The organism is Methylobacterium persicinum, from assembly GCF_022179525.1.
GTDB classification, from domain to species: Bacteria; Pseudomonadota; Alphaproteobacteria; order Rhizobiales; family Beijerinckiaceae; genus Methylobacterium; species Methylobacterium persicinum.
In genome coordinates this window covers 48530-67562 of record NZ_BPQX01000010.1, presented here as the reverse complement: position 1 = coordinate 67562, position 19033 = coordinate 48530, and the positions used below count along the sequence as shown (strand labels likewise).

General features: G+C 69.6%; 17 protein-coding genes. 6 read left to right on the top strand and 11 right to left on the bottom strand.

Going from position 1 to position 19033, the window contains the following annotated elements; translation table 11 throughout:
• Positions 1–96: 96 nt before the first annotated feature.
• The 3 genes from MFF22_RS02150 to holA all read left to right on the top strand — a co-directional run bounded on the left by MFF22_RS02150 (position 97) and on the right by holA (position 4056).
• Positions 97–2295: a TonB-dependent siderophore receptor gene (locus tag MFF22_RS02150; protein WP_238247466.1), complete on the top strand. Its 2199-nt coding sequence runs from the start codon at positions 97–99 to the stop codon at positions 2293–2295.
• Between the two features lie 179 nt (positions 2296–2474).
• Positions 2475–3020 (top strand): LPS assembly lipoprotein LptE, encoded by a 546-nt coding sequence (lptE, locus tag MFF22_RS02145; protein WP_238247465.1) that lies wholly within the window; start codon positions 2475–2477, stop codon positions 3018–3020.
• Positions 3021–3027: 7 nt separating this feature from the next.
• Positions 3028–4056 (top strand): DNA polymerase III subunit delta, encoded by a 1029-nt coding sequence (gene holA / locus MFF22_RS02140; RefSeq protein WP_238247464.1) that lies wholly within the window; start codon positions 3028–3030, stop codon positions 4054–4056.
• A gap of 39 nt (positions 4057–4095) precedes the next feature.
• Here holA and MFF22_RS02135 read toward each other — a convergent pair whose 3' ends face one another.
• The 4 genes from MFF22_RS02135 to mnmG form a co-directional block, all read right to left on the bottom strand.
• On the bottom strand, positions 4096–4992 hold the full coding sequence (locus MFF22_RS02135) for a ParB/RepB/Spo0J family partition protein (RefSeq protein WP_238247463.1): 897 nt from the start codon (positions 4990–4992) through the stop codon (positions 4096–4098).
• A gap of 76 nt (positions 4993–5068) precedes the next feature.
• Complete coding sequence (locus MFF22_RS02130; protein WP_238247462.1) at positions 5069–5926, bottom strand: ParA family protein; 858 nt, start codon at positions 5924–5926, stop codon at positions 5069–5071.
• Positions 5927–5933: 7 nt separating this feature from the next.
• Positions 5934–6560, bottom strand: a complete 627-nt coding sequence (gene rsmG, locus MFF22_RS02125; RefSeq protein WP_238247461.1) for a 16S rRNA (guanine(527)-N(7))-methyltransferase RsmG — start codon at positions 6558–6560, stop codon at positions 5934–5936.
• Positions 6557–8443 (bottom strand): tRNA uridine-5-carboxymethylaminomethyl(34) synthesis enzyme MnmG, encoded by a 1887-nt coding sequence (gene mnmG, locus MFF22_RS02120; RefSeq protein WP_238247460.1) that lies wholly within the window; start codon positions 8441–8443, stop codon positions 6557–6559. Before mnmG ends, rsmG begins: the two co-directional genes overlap by 4 nt.
• A 764-nt stretch (positions 8444–9207) precedes the next feature.
• Between mnmG and MFF22_RS02115 the strand changes: the two genes are divergently transcribed.
• Complete coding sequence (locus MFF22_RS02115; RefSeq protein WP_238247459.1) at positions 9208–10683, top strand: EAL domain-containing protein; 1476 nt, start codon at positions 9208–9210, stop codon at positions 10681–10683.
• 9 nt (positions 10684–10692) lie between these two features.
• Here MFF22_RS02115 and panC read toward each other — a convergent pair whose 3' ends face one another.
• The 4 genes from panC to bla all read right to left on the bottom strand — a co-directional run bounded on the left by panC (position 10693) and on the right by bla (position 13416).
• Complete coding sequence (gene panC / locus MFF22_RS02110; protein WP_238247458.1) at positions 10693–11541, bottom strand: pantoate--beta-alanine ligase; 849 nt, start codon at positions 11539–11541, stop codon at positions 10693–10695.
• Positions 11542–11610: 69 nt separating this feature from the next.
• The gene (locus MFF22_RS02105) at positions 11611–11943 is read right to left on the bottom strand and encodes a hypothetical protein (RefSeq protein ID WP_238247498.1); all 333 of its coding nucleotides are present in this window, start codon (positions 11941–11943) and stop codon (positions 11611–11613) included.
• An 82-nt stretch (positions 11944–12025) separates the two neighbouring features.
• Entirely contained in the window at positions 12026–12505 is a 480-nt protein-coding gene (locus MFF22_RS02100) for an aminoacyl-tRNA deacylase (protein ID WP_238247457.1), read from the bottom strand.
• Positions 12506–12546: 41 nt separating this feature from the next.
• Positions 12547–13416 (bottom strand): class A beta-lactamase, encoded by an 870-nt coding sequence (gene bla, locus MFF22_RS02095; protein ID WP_238247456.1) that lies wholly within the window; start codon positions 13414–13416, stop codon positions 12547–12549.
• A gap of 92 nt (positions 13417–13508) precedes the next feature.
• Between bla and mnmE the strand changes: the two genes are divergently transcribed.
• The gene (mnmE, locus tag MFF22_RS02090; protein ID WP_238247455.1) at positions 13509–14849 is read left to right on the top strand and encodes a tRNA uridine-5-carboxymethylaminomethyl(34) synthesis GTPase MnmE; all 1341 of its coding nucleotides are present in this window, start codon (positions 13509–13511) and stop codon (positions 14847–14849) included.
• Positions 14850–14875: 26 nt separating this feature from the next.
• Here mnmE and MFF22_RS02085 read toward each other — a convergent pair whose 3' ends face one another.
• Together MFF22_RS02085 and MFF22_RS02080 are read right to left on the bottom strand one after the other, a co-directional pair.
• Positions 14876–15868: a DUF2891 domain-containing protein gene (locus tag MFF22_RS02085; protein ID WP_238247454.1), complete on the bottom strand. Its 993-nt coding sequence runs from the start codon at positions 15866–15868 to the stop codon at positions 14876–14878.
• 11 nt (positions 15869–15879) lie between these two features.
• The gene (locus MFF22_RS02080; RefSeq protein ID WP_238247453.1) at positions 15880–17502 is read right to left on the bottom strand and encodes an ABC-F family ATP-binding cassette domain-containing protein; all 1623 of its coding nucleotides are present in this window, start codon (positions 17500–17502) and stop codon (positions 15880–15882) included.
• A 150-nt stretch (positions 17503–17652) separates the two neighbouring features.
• Here MFF22_RS02080 and MFF22_RS02075 point away from each other — a divergent pair, with 150 nt between their 5' ends.
• Complete coding sequence (locus tag MFF22_RS02075) at positions 17653–17913, top strand: hypothetical protein (RefSeq protein ID WP_238247497.1); 261 nt, start codon at positions 17653–17655, stop codon at positions 17911–17913.
• A 183-nt stretch (positions 17914–18096) separates the two neighbouring features.
• Here MFF22_RS02075 and ypfJ read toward each other — a convergent pair whose 3' ends face one another.
• Positions 18097–19014 carry a KPN_02809 family neutral zinc metallopeptidase gene (gene ypfJ, locus MFF22_RS02070; protein ID WP_238247452.1) on the bottom strand — a complete coding sequence of 306 codons (918 nt, stop codon included), beginning with the start codon at positions 19012–19014 and terminating at the stop codon, positions 18097–18099.
• Positions 19015–19033 lie beyond the last annotated feature (19 nt).

The following is a 19033-nucleotide window of genomic DNA, read 5'->3' as shown; positions in this document are numbered from 1 at the left end:
TGTGTGATTTAGAACACGTTTCCGGCTTGATCGCGGGAGTGTGATCGGTGAAGTCAAGGAGGGGTGCCGCTGGGAGGCGCCCGTCCGAGGCCCGCCATGACCGATCGCTCCCCCCTTCCCGCCCTGCTCATGGCGGCGGCCGCCCTCGGCGGACTTGCGCGCGGCACACCCGCCCGGGCCGAGGAGACCCAGCTTCAGCTCGATGAGATCTCGGTCGAATCGGTGCGAGGCCCCTCGGGCAACGTCGCGACGTCGCAGGATGGGGCGGCGACGAGCGGCGGCGGCGGGGGACCGTCCGGTGTCACCGGCTACACCGCCCGCGTGTCACCGACGGCGACGAAGACCAATACGCCGCTCATCGAGACGCCGCAGGCCGTCTCCGTGGTTACCCGGGAGCAGTTGAACGACCGGAACGTCCAGACCTTCGATGAGGCGCTAGCCTACGTTCCTGGCGCCACCATCAACATTGCCGGCTTCGATCCCCGGTTCGACGAGGTCTACATCCGCGGCTTCCCGGCGCTCGCCAACAGCAGCTACCGCGACGGGCTGCGCCAGATTGGCAGCGGTTTCATCTTCCCGCGCTATGAGCCCTATGGACTTGAGGCCATTACCATCCTCCGCGGGCCGGCCTCCGGCCTTTACGGCCAGGGCTCGCCCGCCGGCATCATCGACGCGACGTCGAAGCGGCCGGTCTTCGCGCCTTTCGGGGAGGTCTGGCTGCAGGGGGGCAGCTACGGCCGGGCGCAGGGCAACTTCGATCTCGGTGGCCCCGTCGAGGGCTCCGACGGCACGATGGCCTGGCGCCTGACCGGCGTGCGCCGGGAGGCCGGCACCTTCATCGGCCGCGGGACGATGGACGACCAGCTCAACATCGCCCCGGCCTTCACTTGGAAGCCCTCGGCCGACACGACCCTGACGATCCTCGGCGAGTATCAGCAGCGCAACACGCCGGCATCCGTCTATTTCTACAACGATCCCGGCTTCCGGGTGACGCGCTTCTTCGGGGGCGACCCGGCCTTCCAGAGCCTCGACCAGACCCAGTACCGGATCGGCTACGCCTTCGAGCACCGGTTCTCCGACGACCTGATCGTTCGGCAGAACTTCCGCCATTACGGCGTCTTCCTCAGCGCGAAGTACACGCAGATCGACTCACTTGACGACACACGCACCTTGGGCTTCCGATCCACCGGCTATCTCCGGGAAGGGCTCGTCCAGCAGACCCTCGACAACCAGATCGAGGCCCATGTCGCGACCGGGCCGGTGGCCCACACCCTGCTCGCCGGCATCGACTACGCCCATTACGGCTTCAGCTACCGGATGGGCTTCGGCGCCGCCCCGCCGATCAACCTCGTGACGCGGAACTACGGGGCGCAGGTCATTCCGACTCCGGTCCTGGGGTCGAGCACGCGGCAGATCCAGGATCAGGTCGGCGTCTACCTGCAGGACCAGGCGAAGTTCGGGGACTTCGTGCTGACGCTCACCGGCCGGCACGATTGGGTGTTCCAGGACGACCGGGCGACTCCCGCGAGCGCCCTCACCCGCCAGGACGACACGGCCTTCACCGGCCGCGTCGGCCTGAACTACATCCTGGCGCCGGGGCTCGTGCCCTATGCGAGCTACGCCACCACCTTCGTGCCGCAAGTGGGCGTGAGTGCGAGCGGCGTGGCCTTCAAGCCCTCGACCGGCGACCAGATCGAGGCCGGCGTCAAATACCTGATCCCCGGCACCAGCATCCAGACGGGCTTCGCCGGGTTCGACATCGTCCAGTCCAGCATCCTGCGGCCAGATCCCGCCAACCTCGCCTTTCAGGTGGCGACGGGCTCGGTCCGCTCCCGGGGATTCGAGGCCGAGGCGACGGCCAACCTCGCCCCCGGCACGAACCTGACGGTCGCCTACTCCTATGTCGATTTCCGCTACGAGCGGCAGACGTCCTATACGGGCCAGTCCCTCGACGGCAATTTCGTCTCCGGCATTCCCGGCAACACCTATACGTCGTTCCTCACCTACGCCTTCCCACCCGCTTCACTGTTCCGGGGGCTGACGCTGGGCGGCGGCCTGCGGTTCATCGGGCCGAGCTATGCCGACGACGAGAACACGGTGCGCAACACCGCCAAGACGCTGTACGACGCCCTCGTCGCCTACGATTTCGCGGCGCTCGACCCCAAATTCCAGGGTCTGCGGGCGCAGGTGAATGCGACCAACGTCTTCGACCGCCGCTACACGACCTGCCAAGCGGGCTATTGCTACCGCGGCACGCCCGCGACGGTGATCGGCAGCCTGATCTACCGCTGGTGATCCAGCCCCCGTCCTCACTCATCGCCCCTGCACTCGCAGGGGCCACGGCGACTGTTATCCCCGGAAACATCCCGACCATGCTGTCGCCGTAGAGGAATCGTAAGGGCTCGCTCCGAGAGTCGTGGCGCGGGACCCCAGGTCCGCGCTAAGACCGAAGCGAAGCGGGGCAGGACGGCGCGATGAGGCTTGGCGTAGGATCGGTGGCTGTGCGGGCCGGGCGGCTTGCCCTGGTGGCAGGAGCGTGCCTGAGCCTGTCGGCCTGCTTCCGCCCACTCTACGGGCCGACCGCCTCGGGCGAGCCGATCCAGGCCCTCCTGTCCTCCGTGCAGGTCGATGAGATCGTCATGGCACAGGGCCAGGAGCGCCTCGGGCACTACCTGCGCAGCGAGCTGATCTTCGACCTCGACGGGTCGGGGCAGCCGGCGAAGAAGCGCTACCGCCTGAAGCTCTCCGGCTCGGAAACGGTGCAGACGCCCATCGTCTCGTCCACCACGGGCCGGGCCGAGGCCGGCACCGTGGTCGGCAACATCCGCTACAGCCTGGAAGACCTGGACGGCACGAAGGTGATCGCCGAAGGCGTCGCGACCTCGACGGCGACCTACGACCGGTCGGTGCAGCGCTTCGCCAGCCAGCGGGCGGCCCGCGATGCGGAGATCCGCCTCGCCGACACCCTCGCCGACCAGATCAAGACCCGGATCGCGTCGGTGCTGGCGGCGAAGCCGTGAGCCGCCGGTGACGGCTGTCCGACCGGGGGAGATCGAAGAGCTGATCCGGCGCGGGCCGGATCCGCGCATCCCGGTGATCCTCGTCTACGGGCCCGATGCTGGCCTCGTCACCGAGCGGGCCAAGGCCCTCGCCGAGGGGTTCGTACCCGATACAGCCGACCCGTTCGCCCTGGTGCGGATCGACGGGGATCTCGTCGCCTCCGATCCCGGCCGGCTCTGCGACGAGGCGGGGACGGTCGGCTTGTTCGGTGGAAAGCGGGCGATCTGGGTGAGGCCCGGCAGCCGCAACATCGCCCCCGCCGTCGAGGCGGTGCTCGGCATCCCCGTGACCGACACGCGGATCGTGGTCGAAGCCGGCGACCTCAACAAAGGCAACCCCCTGCGCGCCCTCTGCGAGAAGTCACAGCGGGCGCTGGCCGTCCCCTGTTATCCGGACGACGAGCGGACCCTCGGGGACCTGATCGACCGCACGTTGCGGACCCACGACCTGCGCATCGACCGGGATGCCCGGGAGGTGCTGGTCCGCAGCCTTGGGGGCGACCGCCGGGCGAGCCTGATGGAGATCGAGAAGCTCGCCCTCTACGCCGCCGGAAAGGGGACGGTGTCCCTCGACGACGTCGAGACGACGGCGAGTGACGTGGCCGCGAGCGTCCTCAACACCCTGGTGGATGCGGCTTTCGATGGGCGGGCCGACGCCGTCGAACGCGATTCCCGCCGTTTCCGGTTGGAGGGGCTCGATCCGGGGCAGGTGCTCGGCAGCGCCCTGCGCCACGCCTTGACCCTCCTGGCCTTGCGCCTGGACAACCCGGACAAGACACCGGCGGCGATGGCCGCCGCGTGGCGGGGCCTTCATTTCAAGCGCAAGCCCAGCATCGAGCGGCAGCTGGCAGTGTGGGGCCCGGGACGCCTGCGGCAGGCCACCGACATCCTGCAGCAGGCGGTGCTGGCCTGCCGCCGGGCCGAGCCCAGCCTCGCCGAAGCCTTGGCCTCGGCCGCCCTTCTGCGGATCGCCGAGGCGGGGCGTCGCCGCCCCTGAGGACACCCGAAGGGCGGCCCCCCCTCCGGTAATCCCGGATCAGTCGTCCGTCGGAACCTTCAGCCGATCGAGCAGCGTCTGCAGTTCGGTGCGGTTGGCGTAGCGCAGACGGATCTCCCCCGTCTCGTCATCCTTCGGGCGATAGCTCACGCTGACGCCGAGCGCCTGATGCAGGCGAAGCTCAAGGGAGCGGACGGGGGCCGGCCGCTCGGCGGCGAGGCGCGGCCGGCCGGGGCGCGGCGTTTCTGAGGGCTCCGCCTCGGCGGCGGCCAGCGCCTCGACCTCGCGGACGGACAGGCCTTCGGCGACAATGCGCCGGGCCGTCGCCTCCGGATCGCGCAGGGCGAGCAGGGCCCGGGCATGGCCGGCGGTGATCTCCCCGGCGCTCAGCCGGTCCTGGACCGCCGGCGGCAGGTTGAGGAGCCGGAGCGTGTTCGCGAGATGGCTGCGGCTCTTGCCGAGGATCTCCGCCAACTCCCGCTGCGTGTAGGAGAAATCCCGCATCAGGCGCTCGTAGCCGGACGCCTCTTCGATGGGGTTGAGGTCGGCCCGCTGGACGTTCTCCAGGATCGCGAATTCGAGGGAGGCCCGGTCGTCGATCTCCACGACGACGACGGGCACCTCATCGAGCCCCGCCCGCTGGGCAGCCCGCCAGCGGCGCTCGCCCGCGACGATCTCGAATGCGCCTGGCACGTCGGCCATGGGCCGCACCACGATAGGCTGGATCAGGCCCCGGGCCTTGATCGACCCGGCGAGTTCGGACAGTTCCTCCTCGCCGAAGTGCCGGCGGGGATTGCGCGGGTTCGGCCGCAGGAACTCGACGGCAACCTTGCGCTGGCCCTCGTGCTTGGGCGGGGGCTGCGCCGCATCTCCGAAATCACCGATCAGGGCCGCGAGTCCGCGCCCCAGCCGGGGCCTTGCGACCTCCTCCGCCATCGTCTCACCTGTTCTCAGTCTTCGGAACGCCCCGCGCCGTCGGCGGCAGGGCCAATCGTTGGCACCGAATGCGCCGTCACGCCGCCGCGGGGACGCGGCCCTCCCGCTGGATCACCTCGGAGGCGAGCCGCAGATAGGCTTGGCTGCCGGCGCATTTCAGATCGTACAACAAAGCCGGCTTGCCGTGCGAGGGAGCCTCCGAGACGCGGACGTTCCGGGGGATCATGGTCTCGTAGACCTTGTCGCCCATGAAGCCGCGGACATCCGCCACCACCTGGGCCGACAGGTTATTGCGCGGGTCGAACATCGTCAGCACGATGCCCTGGATGGTCAGGCGTGGGTTCAGGGCGCCGCGTACCTGCTCGACGGTGCGCAGGAGCTGGCTGAGGCCCTCCAGGGCGAAGAACTCGCATTGCAGGGGCACAAGCACGGCATCCGCGGCCGCCAGGGCGTTGATCGTCAACAGGTTGAGGGAGGGCGGACAGTCGATCAGCACGTAGCTGATGCGCTTCAGGCTCTCGGACTTGGCCATGCTCCGCAGGGCATTGCGCAGGCGGTGTGCCCGATCCTGGGACGTCGCCATCTCCATTTCCAGACCAAGGAGGTCCATGGTGGAAGGCGCGATGGAGAGCCGCGGCACGGCGGTAGGGATCACGGTCTGGGCAAGGCTCGCCTCCCCCGCCATGAGATCGTAGGTCGAGATCCGGCGCCGAGCCTTCTCGATGCCGAGGCCCGTCGACGCGTTGCCCTGGGGGTCGAGATCGACCACCAGCACCTCCTCACCGATGGCCGCCAGGGCGGTGCCGAGGTTGATGGCCGTCGTGGTCTTGCCGACGCCCCCCTTCTGGTTCGCCAGGGCGAGGATGCGCAGGGGCTTGACCGGCTGGCCGGTGGCGGGGCGCTCGGAGGCGTCGACGGTCGTCGCGTCGCTCATCGGGGGCTCAGTTCGCGGTAAGGGCTGACACCCGGACGATCCGGGCGTCTGGGTCGGTCCGACTCGGCACGAGATCGTGGGCGACTGTCCACCGGGTGGTCGCCTGGGTCAATTCCGCCTGGACATCCCGGCCCTTCGGAAACAAGCCCATGGTGCCGGATTTCAACAGTGGTTCCGACCACGCAAGCAGCTGGTCGAGGGGGGCGAGGGCGCGGGCGCAGACCACATCCGTGCCGGCGAGCGTCGCGATCACCCCTTCGATCCGGGTGTTGCGGATCGCGGCCGGCGCCCCGGTCAAACGGGCGGCCTCGGTGAGGAAGGCGCACTTGCGCGCGTTGCTCTCGACCAGCGTCACCCGGATGCCCCGCTCCCTCCCTGCGATGGCCAGGATGAGTCCGGGAATGCCGGCGCCTGAGCCGAGATCGAGCCACGTTTTGGCGTCCGGTGCGAGGGTGAGAAGTTGGAGGGCGTCCGCCACATGGCGGCTCCAGACCTCTGACAGGGTCGATGGGCCGACGAGGTTCTTTACCGTCTGCCAGCGTGCGAGCTGAGCGACGTAGGTGTCGAGGGACTGCGTTGTTTCACGTGAAACATCGTAATCCCGAAGGACCTGTTCGCGGGCCCGATCCGTCATGCGGCTGTCCGCCCACGCCGGTCACCGCGCTTCGCGTGGGCCGCGAGGAGCGTGAGGGCTGCGGGCGTCACGCCCTCGATGCGGGCGGCCTGACCGAGGGTTCCAGGCCTCACGGTCTCAAGCTTCAACCGCATCTCGTTCGAGAGGCCGCTGATGCCGGCATAGTCCAAACCCTCGGGTAGCCGGACGGCCTCGTCCCGGCGGAAGGCCGCGATGTCGGCGGTCTGGCGAGCGAGATACACCGCATAGGTCGCATCGGTCCGCAGCCTGTCGGCGATCCGCGGGGGGATTCCGGCGAGGTCCGGCCAGACGGCGGCGAGCCGGTTCCAGTCGATCTCGGGATAGGACAGGAGCTGGAAGGCAGTCCGTCGGATCCCGTCCCGGTTCAGATTGATCCCGTGGGAGGCTGCCTCATTGGGGGTAAGGCTGAGGGCGTCCAGGGTGGCGCGCGCCGCGTCGAGGGCGGAGCGGGAGCGCGCGAAATGGTCGGCCCGGTGATGTCCGACGACGCCCAGAGCAACGCCCCGGGGTGTCAGACGCTCGTCCGCGTTGTCGACCCGCAGGCTCAGCCGGTACTCAGAGCGCGAGGTGAACATCCGGTAGGGCTCGCTGACCCCGTGGGTGATCAGATCGTCGATCATCACGCCGAGGTAGGATTCTGCCCGGTCGAAGGCTGCGGGGGTGAGGCCGCCCGCAAAGCGCGCGGCGTTCAGGCCCGCCACGAGCCCCTGCCCTGCGGCTTCCTCGTAGCCGGTCGTCCCGTTGATCTGGCCGGCGAGGAAGAGGCCGGGCTGGCGCTTCACCTGCAAGGCGGCGTCGAGCTCCCGGGGATCGACGTAATCGTACTCGATGGCATAGCCCGGCCGCAGGATCTCGGCCCGCTCGAGGCCGGGGATGACCCGGACGATGGCGTGCTGGACTTCCTCCGGGAGAGCGGTCGAAATTCCGTTGGGATAGACGACCGGGTCGTCCAGACCCTCGGGTTCGAGGAAGATCTGATGGCCTTCCCGGTCGCCGAAGCGGACCACCTTGTCCTCGATGGAGGGGCAATAGCGCGGCCCCCGGCTGGCGATCCCACCGGAATACATGGGCGAGCGGTGGAGGTTCTCGCGGATCAGGTCGTGGACTGCCTGAGTCGTCCGCGTGATACCGCACGCGATCTGCGGCGTGGTGATCCGCTCGGTCAACGTCGAGAACGGCACGGGATCGTCGTCAGCGGCCTGCATCTCCAGGCTCGACCAGGCGATGCTGTCTCGGGCGAGGCGCGGCGGCGTGCCGGTCTTCAAGCGCCCGAGGCGAAGGCCAAGACGGTCGAGGCTGAGGGCCAGCCCGACCGCGGGGGCTTCACCGACCCGCCCGGCGGGAATCTGCCTCTCGCCGATATGGATGAGGCCGCGGAGGAACGTGCCCGTCGTCAGCACGACGGCGGGGGCGCCGAGATTCGTGCCGTCGGCCAGGACGATCCCGGCAAGGTGCCCCCCGGCATCCCACAGCAAATCTTCGCAGGCCCCGGCGATTACCTGCAGATTGTCCGTGGCCGCGATGGCCGCCTGCATGGCCGAGGCGTAGAGCTTGCGGTCGGCCTGCGTCCGCGGACCGCGCACGGCCGGCCCCTTGCGCCGGTTCAGGAGCCGGAACTGGATGCCGGCGGCATCGGCCACCTGGCCCATCAGCCCGTCGAGGGCGTCGACCTCACGGACAAGGTGACCCTTCCCCAGGCCGCCGATGGCCGGGTTGCAGGACATGGCCCCGATCGTCGCCGGATCGTGGGTGACGAGGGCTGTCTGCGCGCCGCAGCGGGCGGCGGCCGCAGCGGCTTCGACACCGGCATGGCCTCCGCCGACGACGATCACGTCGAAGCGGTCGGAACGGGACGTGGGCATGCCTGTGCTTACGCGGGCGACCCGCGTCCGGTCAACGCGAGAGGCTCCTCACCCAATCTGCTTTGCCCCGAACGATGCCGGAATGTGCGTTCGCAGTCGGAGATCACGCGGGCTGAGTTGCGGGGTGATTCGCGAGCGGCGTATCGGGAATTGCCTGGCCAGGCGCCATGACTGCGCAAATGCTGTTCAATTAAGTGCCAAAAATACAGCAAAACTATTCGAAACAGCAGAAGTTGGTCCCGGTCGGGCCTTTTGATCGCGATGAATAGTCTGAAAACTTGATCGTCGATGAATAGCCGCATATTCATAACGCGGTGGTGAAGAGCGAGGTGTGGCTCACAGCACAGGACCGGGAGCGAGTGTCTCGACCGTCGTGCTGTTAATCGGAGGGGAGGCTGTGATGTCGTCCTTGGCAATCGGTATCGGCTCCGTGTGCTGTGCGGCCGGAGCGGTGTCTCACTTCCTCGATAAGACTCATCGAAAGGAAGGCGCGTTTGGGTTGGCCGCCTTCGCCTTTCTCATGGCCGGGATGTATCTCACCCGCGCCTGATGGTGAGCAGTTGTTTCACGTGAAACAACGACCGGCGTCGGCCTCGCAGCGGTCGCGGCCAACGTTCTCCCACGGCCACAGGTTACGAAAAAGCCGCATGCATTTGCGGTGAGGGCTTGCCCGAAGGGGTCGGCTCGGCGACACCTTTCCTCTGACTGATTCTGGGGGCACAGGTCGCCGCTCGGACAATCTCTTGTGACGGATGATGGCGACGATGGCCCGGTTATTCGGCCGGCATACAGGGCTATGGGCCGCCGGACTCCTCGGTGTCGTCACGCTTGGTCCCCTCGCTGTCTTCTTCCCATCCACCGCTGCCTTCGCCCTCGGCGCCGTGGGATGCCTGGGTGCTGGAACGGCACTCGGCCGTGGCTCCGGGCTGAAGGCGCGGTGCGAGAAGCTCTCGCAGGAAGTCAACGTCCTGTCCCAGCGGCTCCTCAAGGCCGAGCAAGTGGCGGCTCCACACCCGGACGCTTCACCCCCAGAAGGCCTGCGCGCGGAGGTGCATGAGCTGACCGTCGAGATCGGTCTCCTCAGCGGGATCGTGCGCGATCTCAGCGCGGTGATCCGAAGCCAGGACGATGAGATCGCCGCCTTGAAGGCCAGAGATGCGGCAAGGGCGCAGCAAGCTGCAGCCCCGGAACCCCAACCAGAGCCGATGCCCCGGATCCCGGTGATGGCGGAAATGGCCCCCGTGGTACCTCCGGCCCCTCCGCCCCGGCCGTCGTCGGTGGAGCAGGCATGGACACCGCCCATCCTGTCGCGGTTGCCCGAACCCCCGGCTGCCAATGTCGTCGAGCCCGCTCCCCTTCCGGTGCCCCGGCCCATCCCACCCCGTCGCTTGGAGACGCCCCGGGCGCCCAGTGAGGCTGCCATCATCGCCGCCTTCGATAGGGGGCGCCTCGACGTCTACCTGCAGCCCGTCGTGACGCTGCCCCAGCGTAAGGTCGTGGCCTACGAGGCCGTGGCCCGGCTGCGCATCGACGAAGAGTCTCTCGAACCGGTCCACTATCTTTCGGCTCTGGAGCGGAATGGGCGGACGACGGAACTCGACCGGCGCATGCTGGCCCGGGCCGAAAGCATCGTTCGCCACCTCCTGCGCCGCGGCAGCGACGCCCGTGTCACCTATGGCCTGTCGCCCCTCTCGCTGTTCGAGCCGGGTTTCCTGAAGGAGATCGCCCGGATGGCGGGCGACGGGCAGGACCTCGCCGCCCTCGAGATCGCCCTGCCGCAGGCTAGTTGGCGAGGGCTCGACAGCGGCCAGCGTGCGCTCCTCACGGCCCTGCGCGGGCGGGTCGGCTTCTGCCTCGACCGACCGACAGACCTCCGCTTCGACACCCGGGAGATGGCCGATCAGGGCATCGGTCAGGTGAAGGTGCCTGCCTCACTGCTTCTGCAGCCGGCGGCGGCCCGGGGTGCCCTGAGCGACCTCGCGGTGGAGGATCTCGCCCCTGCCCTCGCCCGGGCGCGGATCCGCTTCGTCGTCACCGACGTCGAGACGGAGGCGGACGTGCCGGACCTCATCGATCTGAACGTGCCCTTCGCGCAGGGTGCTGCCTTCGCGCCAGCGCGGCCGGTGCGGGGCGAGATCCTGGCGGCCCTGCCGCAGGAAGCCCCACCTCCCCCGCCGCCGGCCGACGATCCGGGGACGGAGCGGCGCTCCTTCCGCTCCCTCCTCCGCAGGGCGAGCTGACGACGCGCGTCAGACGGGAACGTTGTCGATGAGCCGGGTCCGGCCGAGGATGGCTGCGGCCAGCACCCGGGCCGGGCCAGCGACCCGCTCCACGGGGATGAGGGTCCGCGCATCGCAGACCGCGAGATACTGGACCGTGAACCCCGCCTCCCCCAGGACCGCCATCCCCTCCGCGACGGGGCCCGCCACGGGAGCGCCGTCGCGCGTCCGGGCGGCGATGTCCGCGAGCACGGCGTGGAGTCGCGGCGCCCGGCGTCGCTCCTCGACGGAGAGGTAGCGATTGCGGGAGGACAGGGCGAGCCCGTCCGCCTCCCGGATCGTCGGCACGCCGTGGATCGCGACGGCCATGTCCAGGTCGGCGACCACCTGCCGGATCACCTGCAATTGTTGGAAGTCCTTCTCCCCGAACAGCGCGACATCGGGGCGGACCTGATTAAGGAGCTTGGTCACCACCGTGGCGACGCCCGAGAAGTGGCCGGGCCGAAGGGGGCCGCAGAGCCCATCCGTGAGCCCTGCCACATCGATCCGCGTGGCGAAACCCGCCGGGTACATGGTGGCGACATCGGGCGTCCAGGCGGCATCCGCGCCGGCTCCGGACAGGACCGCGAGGTCGGCGGCGACATCGCGGGGATAGCGCGCGTAATCCTCGTTGGGGCCGAACTGGGTCGGGTTCACGAAGATGCTGACCACGACCCGCGGGGCGAGCCGCTTCGCCTCGGCCACCAGGTGCAGGTGTCCTTCGTGGAGGGCCCCCATGGTAGGCACCAGCGCCACACGCTCGCCCGCCCCCCGCCATGCGGCCACGGCCGCGCGCAGGGCGGGAAAATCGGAAAGGTGCTGGGGGGTGGAGGCAGTCACGACCAGTTCCTCGCTGATGCGGCGGCCGGTCTAGAGCATGCCTTCCCACCCTGGGGAAGCGCCTTCAGGTCATGGGCAGTAGGGCAGGACCGAGCGGCCATACGGATCGTCGATCCCCGGCGGCGGGGTAAAGCCGTAGTAGCTGGGATGGCCGAGGCCATAGGGCGAGCCGACATAGCTCGGATCGTCTTCGGCATTGGTCGGGGTCGGCACACGTCGGGGGGTGCAGGCCAACCGGACCCGGCGGCGCGGCAGGGGCGGGGCCGCCTCGGGCTCCATGCCGTCGCCGCGGGGGAAATACCGGGGCATCGGCGCGGGGCCGGGCTCGCCGGAATAAGGCGCCCCGAGATCGGCGGCCACGGCTGGCCCGGCGAAGGCGACGACGGCCAGCGCCATCCGCATGCACAGCCGCACCGTTTCACTCCGCCCATCCGCTGGTTCAGGGACATTCGGCGGGCAGGGTAAACGATCGGTTACCCGGCCCTCAGGTGAGGGAGACGACCAGCGGTGCCAGGGCGGCGACGAGGTCGCCTTCCGTGAGCCGGATCTGCAGGCCGCGTCCGCCGCCATTCACGTGGATTTCGGCTGCCGGATCGGTGAGGGCGCCCGCGTCGATGACGGTGGGAAAGGGGCGTTTCTGGCCGAGCGGGCTGATGCCGCCGACATGGTAGCCCGTCAGGCGCTCGGCGTCGGCGGGTTTGAGCATGGCGGCGGACTTGCCCCCGAAGGCTGCCGCGACGCGCTTCATCGCGGCCTCCCGGTCGGAGGCGACCAGCAGGCAGACGGTGCGGCCATCGACGGCGGCCATCAGCGTCTTCAGCACCCGGGAGGGCGCCACCCCCAGGGCCTCGGCCGCCTGGAGGCCGATGCGCGGCGCATCGGGATCGTACTCACAGGCGTGTAGGCTGTAGCGGATGCCCAACCGGTCGAGGGCCTGCGTCGCGCGGGTGGTCTTGGTGGCCATGAACCGATCCTAGGCCAAGACAGTTTTCCGCGGCAACGGGCTTACGGCGCCGTTTGCTCTGCGATCAGGCGCCCGACCTCCCGGTGGGCGGCCTCGCAGGCGGCGGGCGAGGCGGTCGCCCCGGTGAGGTAGACGGTCGCGAAGAGGGGAGGCCGGCCGGGTGGCCGGATGATCGCCACCACGTTGAACGTCCCGTGGTCGCCGCTGCCGGTCTTGTCGCCGACGCCCCAGGCCGCGGGCAGGCCCGCCCGCAGGCGCTTGAATCCGGTCTGCGCCCCGTCCATCCAGCCTTCCAACCGGATCCGGGAGCCGGGGGTCAGGACGGTGCCGCGGAGGATCCGCCCGAGGCTTTCCCGCATGGCGGCGGGGGTGGTGGTATCGCGGGGGTCGCCAGGGATGGCACTGTTGAGGGTGGGCTCCGTGCGGTCAAGCTGGGTGAGCGTGTCGCCGGTTCCCCTCACCCACTGCGTCAGAGCCTCCGGGCCGCCGAGCAAGGCCAGCTGGAGGTTCGCGGCGGTGTTGTCGCTCCATTCGATCGCGGCGGCGCAGGCGTCCCCCACGGTCAGGCCACGGCCCGCCTCGTAGGCCTTCCGCGAGACCGGCGCGTAGCTCAGGAGATCGGCCTCTGTCAGCGGCAGGACCCGGTCGAGCCGCTCCTGGCCCACATCGACGCGGGCGAGCACTGCCGCCGTCGACAGCACCTTGAACGTGCTGCACAAGGGGAAGCGCTCGTCGGCCCGCCAAGCCAGGATTGGGGTCCCCTCCCTCCCGACGCTGACGCCGAGCCGGCCGCCCGTTCCGGCCTCGATCGCCCTCAGACGCTCCTCCACCCCCGCCGCACCGAAGGCGGCGCGGGACACAGATGCTGAGAGAAGTCCGCCGCAGACGGCGCGGCGCGTGGCTATCGGCATGAGAGGTTCGTCTCACCCAGGGTGTCGGGCGCCGGAACCTTGGCGGGGGCGTGCGGCTGTTCCATGACGGCGGCCGTGATAGGGAGCGCGGAATGCGTACCGCGCCGGAGGCCAACGGGATGGGCGAGGCCCGTGCAGACACACTCTTCGCCCCGGCGAGCGGCTTCGGCCGGGCCACCGTGGCGGTGATCCGCGTCAGCGGCCCGGCGGCGGGGGCTGTCCTGGAGGCGCTCTGTGGCCCCCTCCCCCCGCCGAGGCGCCTGTCCCTGCGCACCCTGCGAGATCCGGCGGACGGGACGGTGCTCGACCGCGCCCTCGTTGCCTACTTCCCTGGTCCCGCGACCTATAGCGGCGAGGACATGGCCGAGTTGCACCTGCATGGCGGGCTCGCGGTGCGCACCCGCGTGCTCGCCGCCCTGGCTGCCCACCCCGGCTGCCGGGCGGCCGGGCCCGGTGATTTCACCCGCCGGGCGGTGCTCAACGGACGCATGGATCTCACCGAGGCCGAAGGCGTCGCCGACCTCATCGATGCGGAAACCGAGGGCCAGCGGCGGCAGGCCCTGCGTCAGCTCGAAGGGAGTCTGAGCCGGCAGGTCGCCGCGTGGCGGAACGAGGCGATCGATTGCCTCGCGGCCGCGGAGGCCGCCCTCGATTTTTCCGACGAGGGGGATGTGGACGAGGCCGGCCTCGATGCGGCCCTGTTCGGCCGGGCCGCCGCGCTCCGGGACGCCATCGGCGAGTCCCTGGCCGACGGCAGGCGGGGGGAGCGCCTGCGGGACGGGTTCTGGGTCGTGCTGGCGGGGGAACCCAATGCCGGCAAGTCGACCCTCCTCAACGCCCTCGCCCGGAGAGAGGCGGCAATCGTCTCGGACGTCCCCGGCACGACCCGAGACGCCATCGAGGTCCGCCTTGACCTCGACGGCCTTCCGGTGGTGCTCGTGGATACGGCGGGTCTGCGGGAGGCCCACGAGGCGGTGGAGGCCGAGGGCATCCGCCGGAGCCGGGCGCGGATCGCGCAGGCCGATCTCGTGCTGGCGCTGGTGCCGCCGGGTGGCCATCCTCCCGATCTCGGTGGAGCTCCTGCCCTCACCGTGCACACCAAGGCCGACCTGCCCGGCCCCGCGCCGGCCGGTCTCGCCGTCTCGGCCCGGACCGGCGCCGGCCTGCCGGGCCTCCTCGATGCCCTCCGGGCGCGGGCCGAGGAAGGGCTCGGCGCGGGCGACGCCCTGATCACCCGCGCCCGCCACCGGGACGCCCTGGAGCGCTGCCTCGGCCATCTCGATCGCCTCTGTGCCGGAGCCGGACGAGGGATGCCAGAACTCGCGGCGGAGGACTTGCGCCTCGCGGTGCGGGCCCTTGGCGAGGTCGGCGGCCATGTCGGCGTCGAGGACGTACTCGACCGTCTGTTTGCCGGCTTTTGTATCGGCAAATAACGGGGGCGGTCGGTTCGCCGTGCGGCTCAGGCATCCAGGGCCAGCAGGGCGAAGCTCGCGAGCCAGTGGGCGCCCATGTAGTCGCCATCGAGGTGGGGCATCGCTGCGGCGAGATGGGTCTCGGCCGCCGCCAGCATCCGCGGCCGGCGCGGATCGTCCAGGGGCAGGGCGCCGGCGAGGGACCGGAAGCACCACACCCGGCTGAGGTTGAGCCCGTCGAGATGGGCGATCTTCCCGTCGCTCCGGTCCGTGGCGGCGGCCGGTGCGAACAGCGTCGCGGGTTCCCCGGCGGCGAGGCCCGGCAGAAAGCGGTCGAACCACGGCAGGAACCTCTCCGGTGGAAGCAGGCGCCGCAGGCATTCCGCTTCCATCAGGGCAGGGGACAGGAAGTCGTCGCCTCCGGGCTCGCCCCAGGCCGGACAATCGACGTCGGCCCCGTACCAGGAAAGGGTCGTTTCCCGTAGCAGGGTAAGGAGTTCGCCGTCGGCGTAGTCGGCCGCCATGTGCAGGGCAAAGGCGGTGTTGAAATGCGTGCCGACCCGGACCGGATAGGGAGCGATGGGCAGAAAGCCGGCAAAGCTCTTCGCTATGACAGCGGCGAGGGGGGCGATGGCCTCGTCCCATCGCACCGTGTCTGCCTGCCGCAGTTCGGCCGCGAGGGCCAGGAGCCATGCCCATCCGTAAGGGCGCTCGAAGCCCCGGCCGGCCGGGGCGGCGAAGCGGGCGCATTCGCCCGCCACCTTCTCCGGCACGAGCATCCGGTCGAACAGGGCGCGGATCTCCCCTGCATGCTTCATGGCCGGATGGAGCCGCAGCAGCCTTGCCAGGAGCCAGTAGCCGTGGACGCAGGAATGCCAATCGAAGCTGCCGTGGAAGATGGGATGCAGGGCCGAGGGCGGCCGCACATCCTCCGGCCCGGCGAAGACGATGCCGGGCTTATGCGGGTACTCACGGGTGACGTGGCCCAGGGCGATGGCCGCGAATCGCTCCGCCGTCGTCCGCGTCAGTCCGTGCCGCATGCGGGTCTCCGTCAGCTCCGCAGGCCCGGCGCCTCGCGGCCGGTGCTGGCAACGTACTCGGTGTAGCCGCCGCCATACTGGTGGGCGCCGTCTGGCGTGATTTCCAGCACCCGGTTGGACAGGGCGGCCAGGAAGTGCCGGTCGTGGGAGACGAACAGCATCGTGCCCTCGAAGGCGCTCAGCGCCTCGACCAGCATCTCCTTGGTGCCGATGTCGAGGTGGTTGGTCGGCTCGTCGAGGACGAGGAAGTTCGGCGGGTCGTAGAGCATCAGGGCGAGCACCAGCCGCGCCTTCTCGCCGCCGGAGAGCACCCGGCAGCGCTTCTCGATGTCGTCGCCCGAGAACCCGAAGCAGCCGGCCAGGGTCCGCAGGGACCCCTGCCCCGCCTGGGGGAACGCGTCTTCCAGGGTCTGGAAGACGGTGCGCTCCCCGTCCAGCAGGTCCATGGCGTGCTGGGCGAAGTAGCCGAGCTTCACGCTGCCGCCGACGGTGACGGAGCCCGCATCGGGGGCCGTGGTGCCGGTGACCAGCTTGAGCAGCGTGGACTTGCCGGCGCCGTTCACCCCCATCACGCACCAGCGCTCCTTCCGGCGGATGGAGAAGTCGAGCCCCTCGTAGATCGCCCGGCTGCCGTAGCGCTTCTGCACGCCCTTCAGCATCACCACGTCGTCGCCGGAGCGGGGCGGGGCCTGGAACTCGAACGCGACCGATTGCCGGCGCCGGGGCGGCTCGACGCGCTCGATCTTGTCGAGCTTCTTCACCCGGCTCTGGACCTGCGCCGCATGGGAGGCCCGGGCCTTGAACCGCTCGATGAACTGGATCTCCTTGGCGAGCATCGCCTGCTGGCGCTCGTACTGCGCCTGCCGCTGCGCCTCGTTCTGGAGGCGCTGCTGGGCGTAGAAGGCATAGTCGCCCGAATAGGTGGTGAGGCTGCCGCCGTCGATCTCGATGATCTTGCCGACGACCCTGTTCATGAACTCCCGGTCGTGGGAGGTCATTAGCAGGGCGCCGTCATAGCCCTTCAGGAAGGTTTCGAGCCAGATCAGGCTCTCGATGTCGAGGTGGTTCGAGGGCTCGTCGAGGAGCATCGCATCCGGGCGCATCAGGAGGATGCGGGCCAGCGCGACGCGCATCTTCCAGCCGCCGGACAGGGCGCCGACGTCGCCCTCCATCATCTCCTGGCTGAAGCCGAGGCCGTCCAGGGTCTCCCGGGCCCTCCCCTCCAAGGCGTAACCGTCGTGTTCCTCGAACCGGGCTTGGACCTCACCGTAGCGCTCGATGAGGGCGTCCATCTCGTCGGCCCGGTCGGGGTCGGCCAGCGCCGCGCCGAGTTCGGAGAGTTCCGTGGCGACCTCGCTCACCGGCCCGGCCCCGTCCATCACCTCGGCGACGACGCTGCGCCCGGCCATCTCGCCGACATCCTGGCTGAAATAGCCGATCGTCACGCCCCGCTCGGACTGGACCTGCCCTTCGTCGGGCTGCTCCTCGCCGGTGATCATGCGGAACAGGGTCGTCTTGCCCGCCCCGTTGGGGCCGACGAGGCCGACCTTCTCGCCCCGCTGGAGGGCGGCGCTGGCCTCGATGAAGACGAGCTGCTTGCCGTTCTGCTTGGTGATCTTGTCGAGGCGTATCATGGGTCCGGGCGGTGCTGGCGGGGCGTGCGCCGCGATTACGGCATGGGGCGCCATCCCGCAAAGGCGACCTTCACGCATGGCAGGCATCATTGCCGCAATGGGGAGCCTCAGCGGGCCGCCAGCGTTGCCGTACGGAACAAGGAAATGACGATGCTGTTCGGCTGGTGGAAGATGGGCATGGATCTGTCCATGCTCGCGATGGAATCGCAGGGAGTCGTGGTCCAGCGCCTCACGATGATGGCGATGGGTGGTCCCGCGGCTCAGGCCGAGGCGCAGCTGATGGTAACGGAGAAGATCCTCGCAGCGGGCGAGGCGGCCATGATGATCGCCATGGGCGCATCGAACGGAAAGGTCGTGAGCAGCTACCGGACAAAGGTTCGCGCCAACGCCGTCCGCCTGAGCGGCCGGTAGGAGGCCGGCGCCGCCCGTCGCGCCGGCGCTCCCATTCGTGTCCTCATCCTGAGGTGCTCGCCTCGGCGGGCCTCGAAGGAGGGCTCCAGGGATCGCTGTGCGCTCTGGAGCCCTCCTTCGAGGCTGCTTCGCAGCACCTCAGGACAAGGTAAGTGATGGGAACCGATGCCGCCGACCGGGCAATCAGTTCTCGCTCGCCGTGCGGAATGTGTCGCACGCCTTGGTCTGCCCGCTCTTGTAGCCTGCCGAGAACCAGCGTTGGCGCTGGGCCGAGCTGCCGTGGGTGAAGGAATCCGGCACCACGTAGCCGCGGGAACGCTGCTGCAGGGCGTCGTCGCCGATCTGGGCCGCGGCGTTCAGGGCCTCGTCGATGTCGCCCTGGTCCAGTTCGGCGTACTTGTCGTTGGAGTTCTTGGCCCAGACGCCCGCGAGGCAGTCGGCCATCAGCTCGATGCGCACGGACAGGGCGTTCGCTTCCGTCTTGCTCGAAGCCTGCTGCTGGCGGGCCTGAACCTTGCCGAGGATGCCGAGCACGTCCTGAACGTGGTGTCCGACCTCGTGGGCAATGACATAGGCGTAGGCGAAATCGCCCTTCACACCGAACTTCGAGGCCATCTCCTTGAAGAAGTTGGTGTCGAGGTAAACCTTCTTGTCGAGGGGGCAGTAGAACGGCCCCATCGCCGCCTGGGCCGAGCCGCAGCCCGAGCGGGTGCCGCCGGTGTAGAGCACCAGGGTCGTGGGCGTGTATTGCTTGCCCGTCTGCTGCGGCAGGATCGCGCTCCACACATCCTCGGTGTTGCCGAGGATCTTGGAGGCGAAGCGCCCGCTCTCGTCGGTGGGCGCCTGGCGCCGCTTGGCCTGGGTCTGCGGATCGGCCGGCTGCTCCTGGCGCTGGCCACCGCCGCCGATCTGCTGGGCGCCGCCGATCAGGATCGCCGGGTTGATGCCGGTGAAATAGCTGATGATGAGCAGCACCACGATGGTGCCGATACCGAGCCCGCCCGCGCCGCCGCCGGGAAAGCCCATCCCGCCACCGCCGCCACCACCTTCACCCCGCCGGTCCTCGACGTTGTCGGAGCTGCGTAGATCTTCCCAGCGCATAATCCTGCCATCCGTGCCG

What these genes read in the sequence shown, in the direction of transcription:
- MFF22_RS02080 (WP_238247453.1), bottom strand. Translation starts at nt 17,502, where the DNA reads ATGATACGCCTCGACAAGATCACCAAGCAGAACGGCAAGCAGCTCGTC.
- MFF22_RS02105 (WP_238247498.1), bottom strand. Translation starts at nt 11,943, where the DNA reads ATGCGGATGGCGCTGGCCGTCGTCGCCTTCGCCGGGCCAGCCGTGGCC.
- lptE (WP_238247465.1), top strand. Translation starts at nt 2,475, where the DNA reads ATGAGGCTTGGCGTAGGATCGGTGGCTGTGCGGGCCGGGCGGCTTGCC.
- ypfJ (WP_238247452.1), bottom strand. Translation starts at nt 19,014, where the DNA reads ATGCGCTGGGAAGATCTACGCAGCTCCGACAACGTCGAGGACCGGCGG.
- MFF22_RS02130 (WP_238247462.1), bottom strand. Translation starts at nt 5,926, where the DNA reads ATGAGCGACGCGACGACCGTCGACGCCTCCGAGCGCCCCGCCACCGGC.
- MFF22_RS02135 (WP_238247463.1), bottom strand. Translation starts at nt 4,992, where the DNA reads ATGGCGGAGGAGGTCGCAAGGCCCCGGCTGGGGCGCGGACTCGCGGCC.
- MFF22_RS02115 (WP_238247459.1), top strand. Translation starts at nt 9,208, where the DNA reads ATGGCCCGGTTATTCGGCCGGCATACAGGGCTATGGGCCGCCGGACTC.
- MFF22_RS02075 (WP_238247497.1), top strand. Translation starts at nt 17,653, where the DNA reads ATGCTGTTCGGCTGGTGGAAGATGGGCATGGATCTGTCCATGCTCGCG.
- mnmE (WP_238247455.1), top strand. Translation starts at nt 13,509, where the DNA reads ATGCGTACCGCGCCGGAGGCCAACGGGATGGGCGAGGCCCGTGCAGAC.
- MFF22_RS02100 (WP_238247457.1), bottom strand. Translation starts at nt 12,505, where the DNA reads ATGGCCACCAAGACCACCCGCGCGACGCAGGCCCTCGACCGGTTGGGC.
- rsmG (WP_238247461.1), bottom strand. Translation starts at nt 6,560, where the DNA reads ATGACGGATCGGGCCCGCGAACAGGTCCTTCGGGATTACGATGTTTCA.
- MFF22_RS02085 (WP_238247454.1), bottom strand. Translation starts at nt 15,868, where the DNA reads ATGCGGCACGGACTGACGCGGACGACGGCGGAGCGATTCGCGGCCATC.
- bla (WP_238247456.1), bottom strand. Translation starts at nt 13,416, where the DNA reads ATGCCGATAGCCACGCGCCGCGCCGTCTGCGGCGGACTTCTCTCAGCA.
- MFF22_RS02150 (WP_238247466.1), top strand. Translation starts at nt 97, where the DNA reads ATGACCGATCGCTCCCCCCTTCCCGCCCTGCTCATGGCGGCGGCCGCC.
- mnmG (WP_238247460.1), bottom strand. Translation starts at nt 8,443, where the DNA reads ATGCCCACGTCCCGTTCCGACCGCTTCGACGTGATCGTCGTCGGCGGA.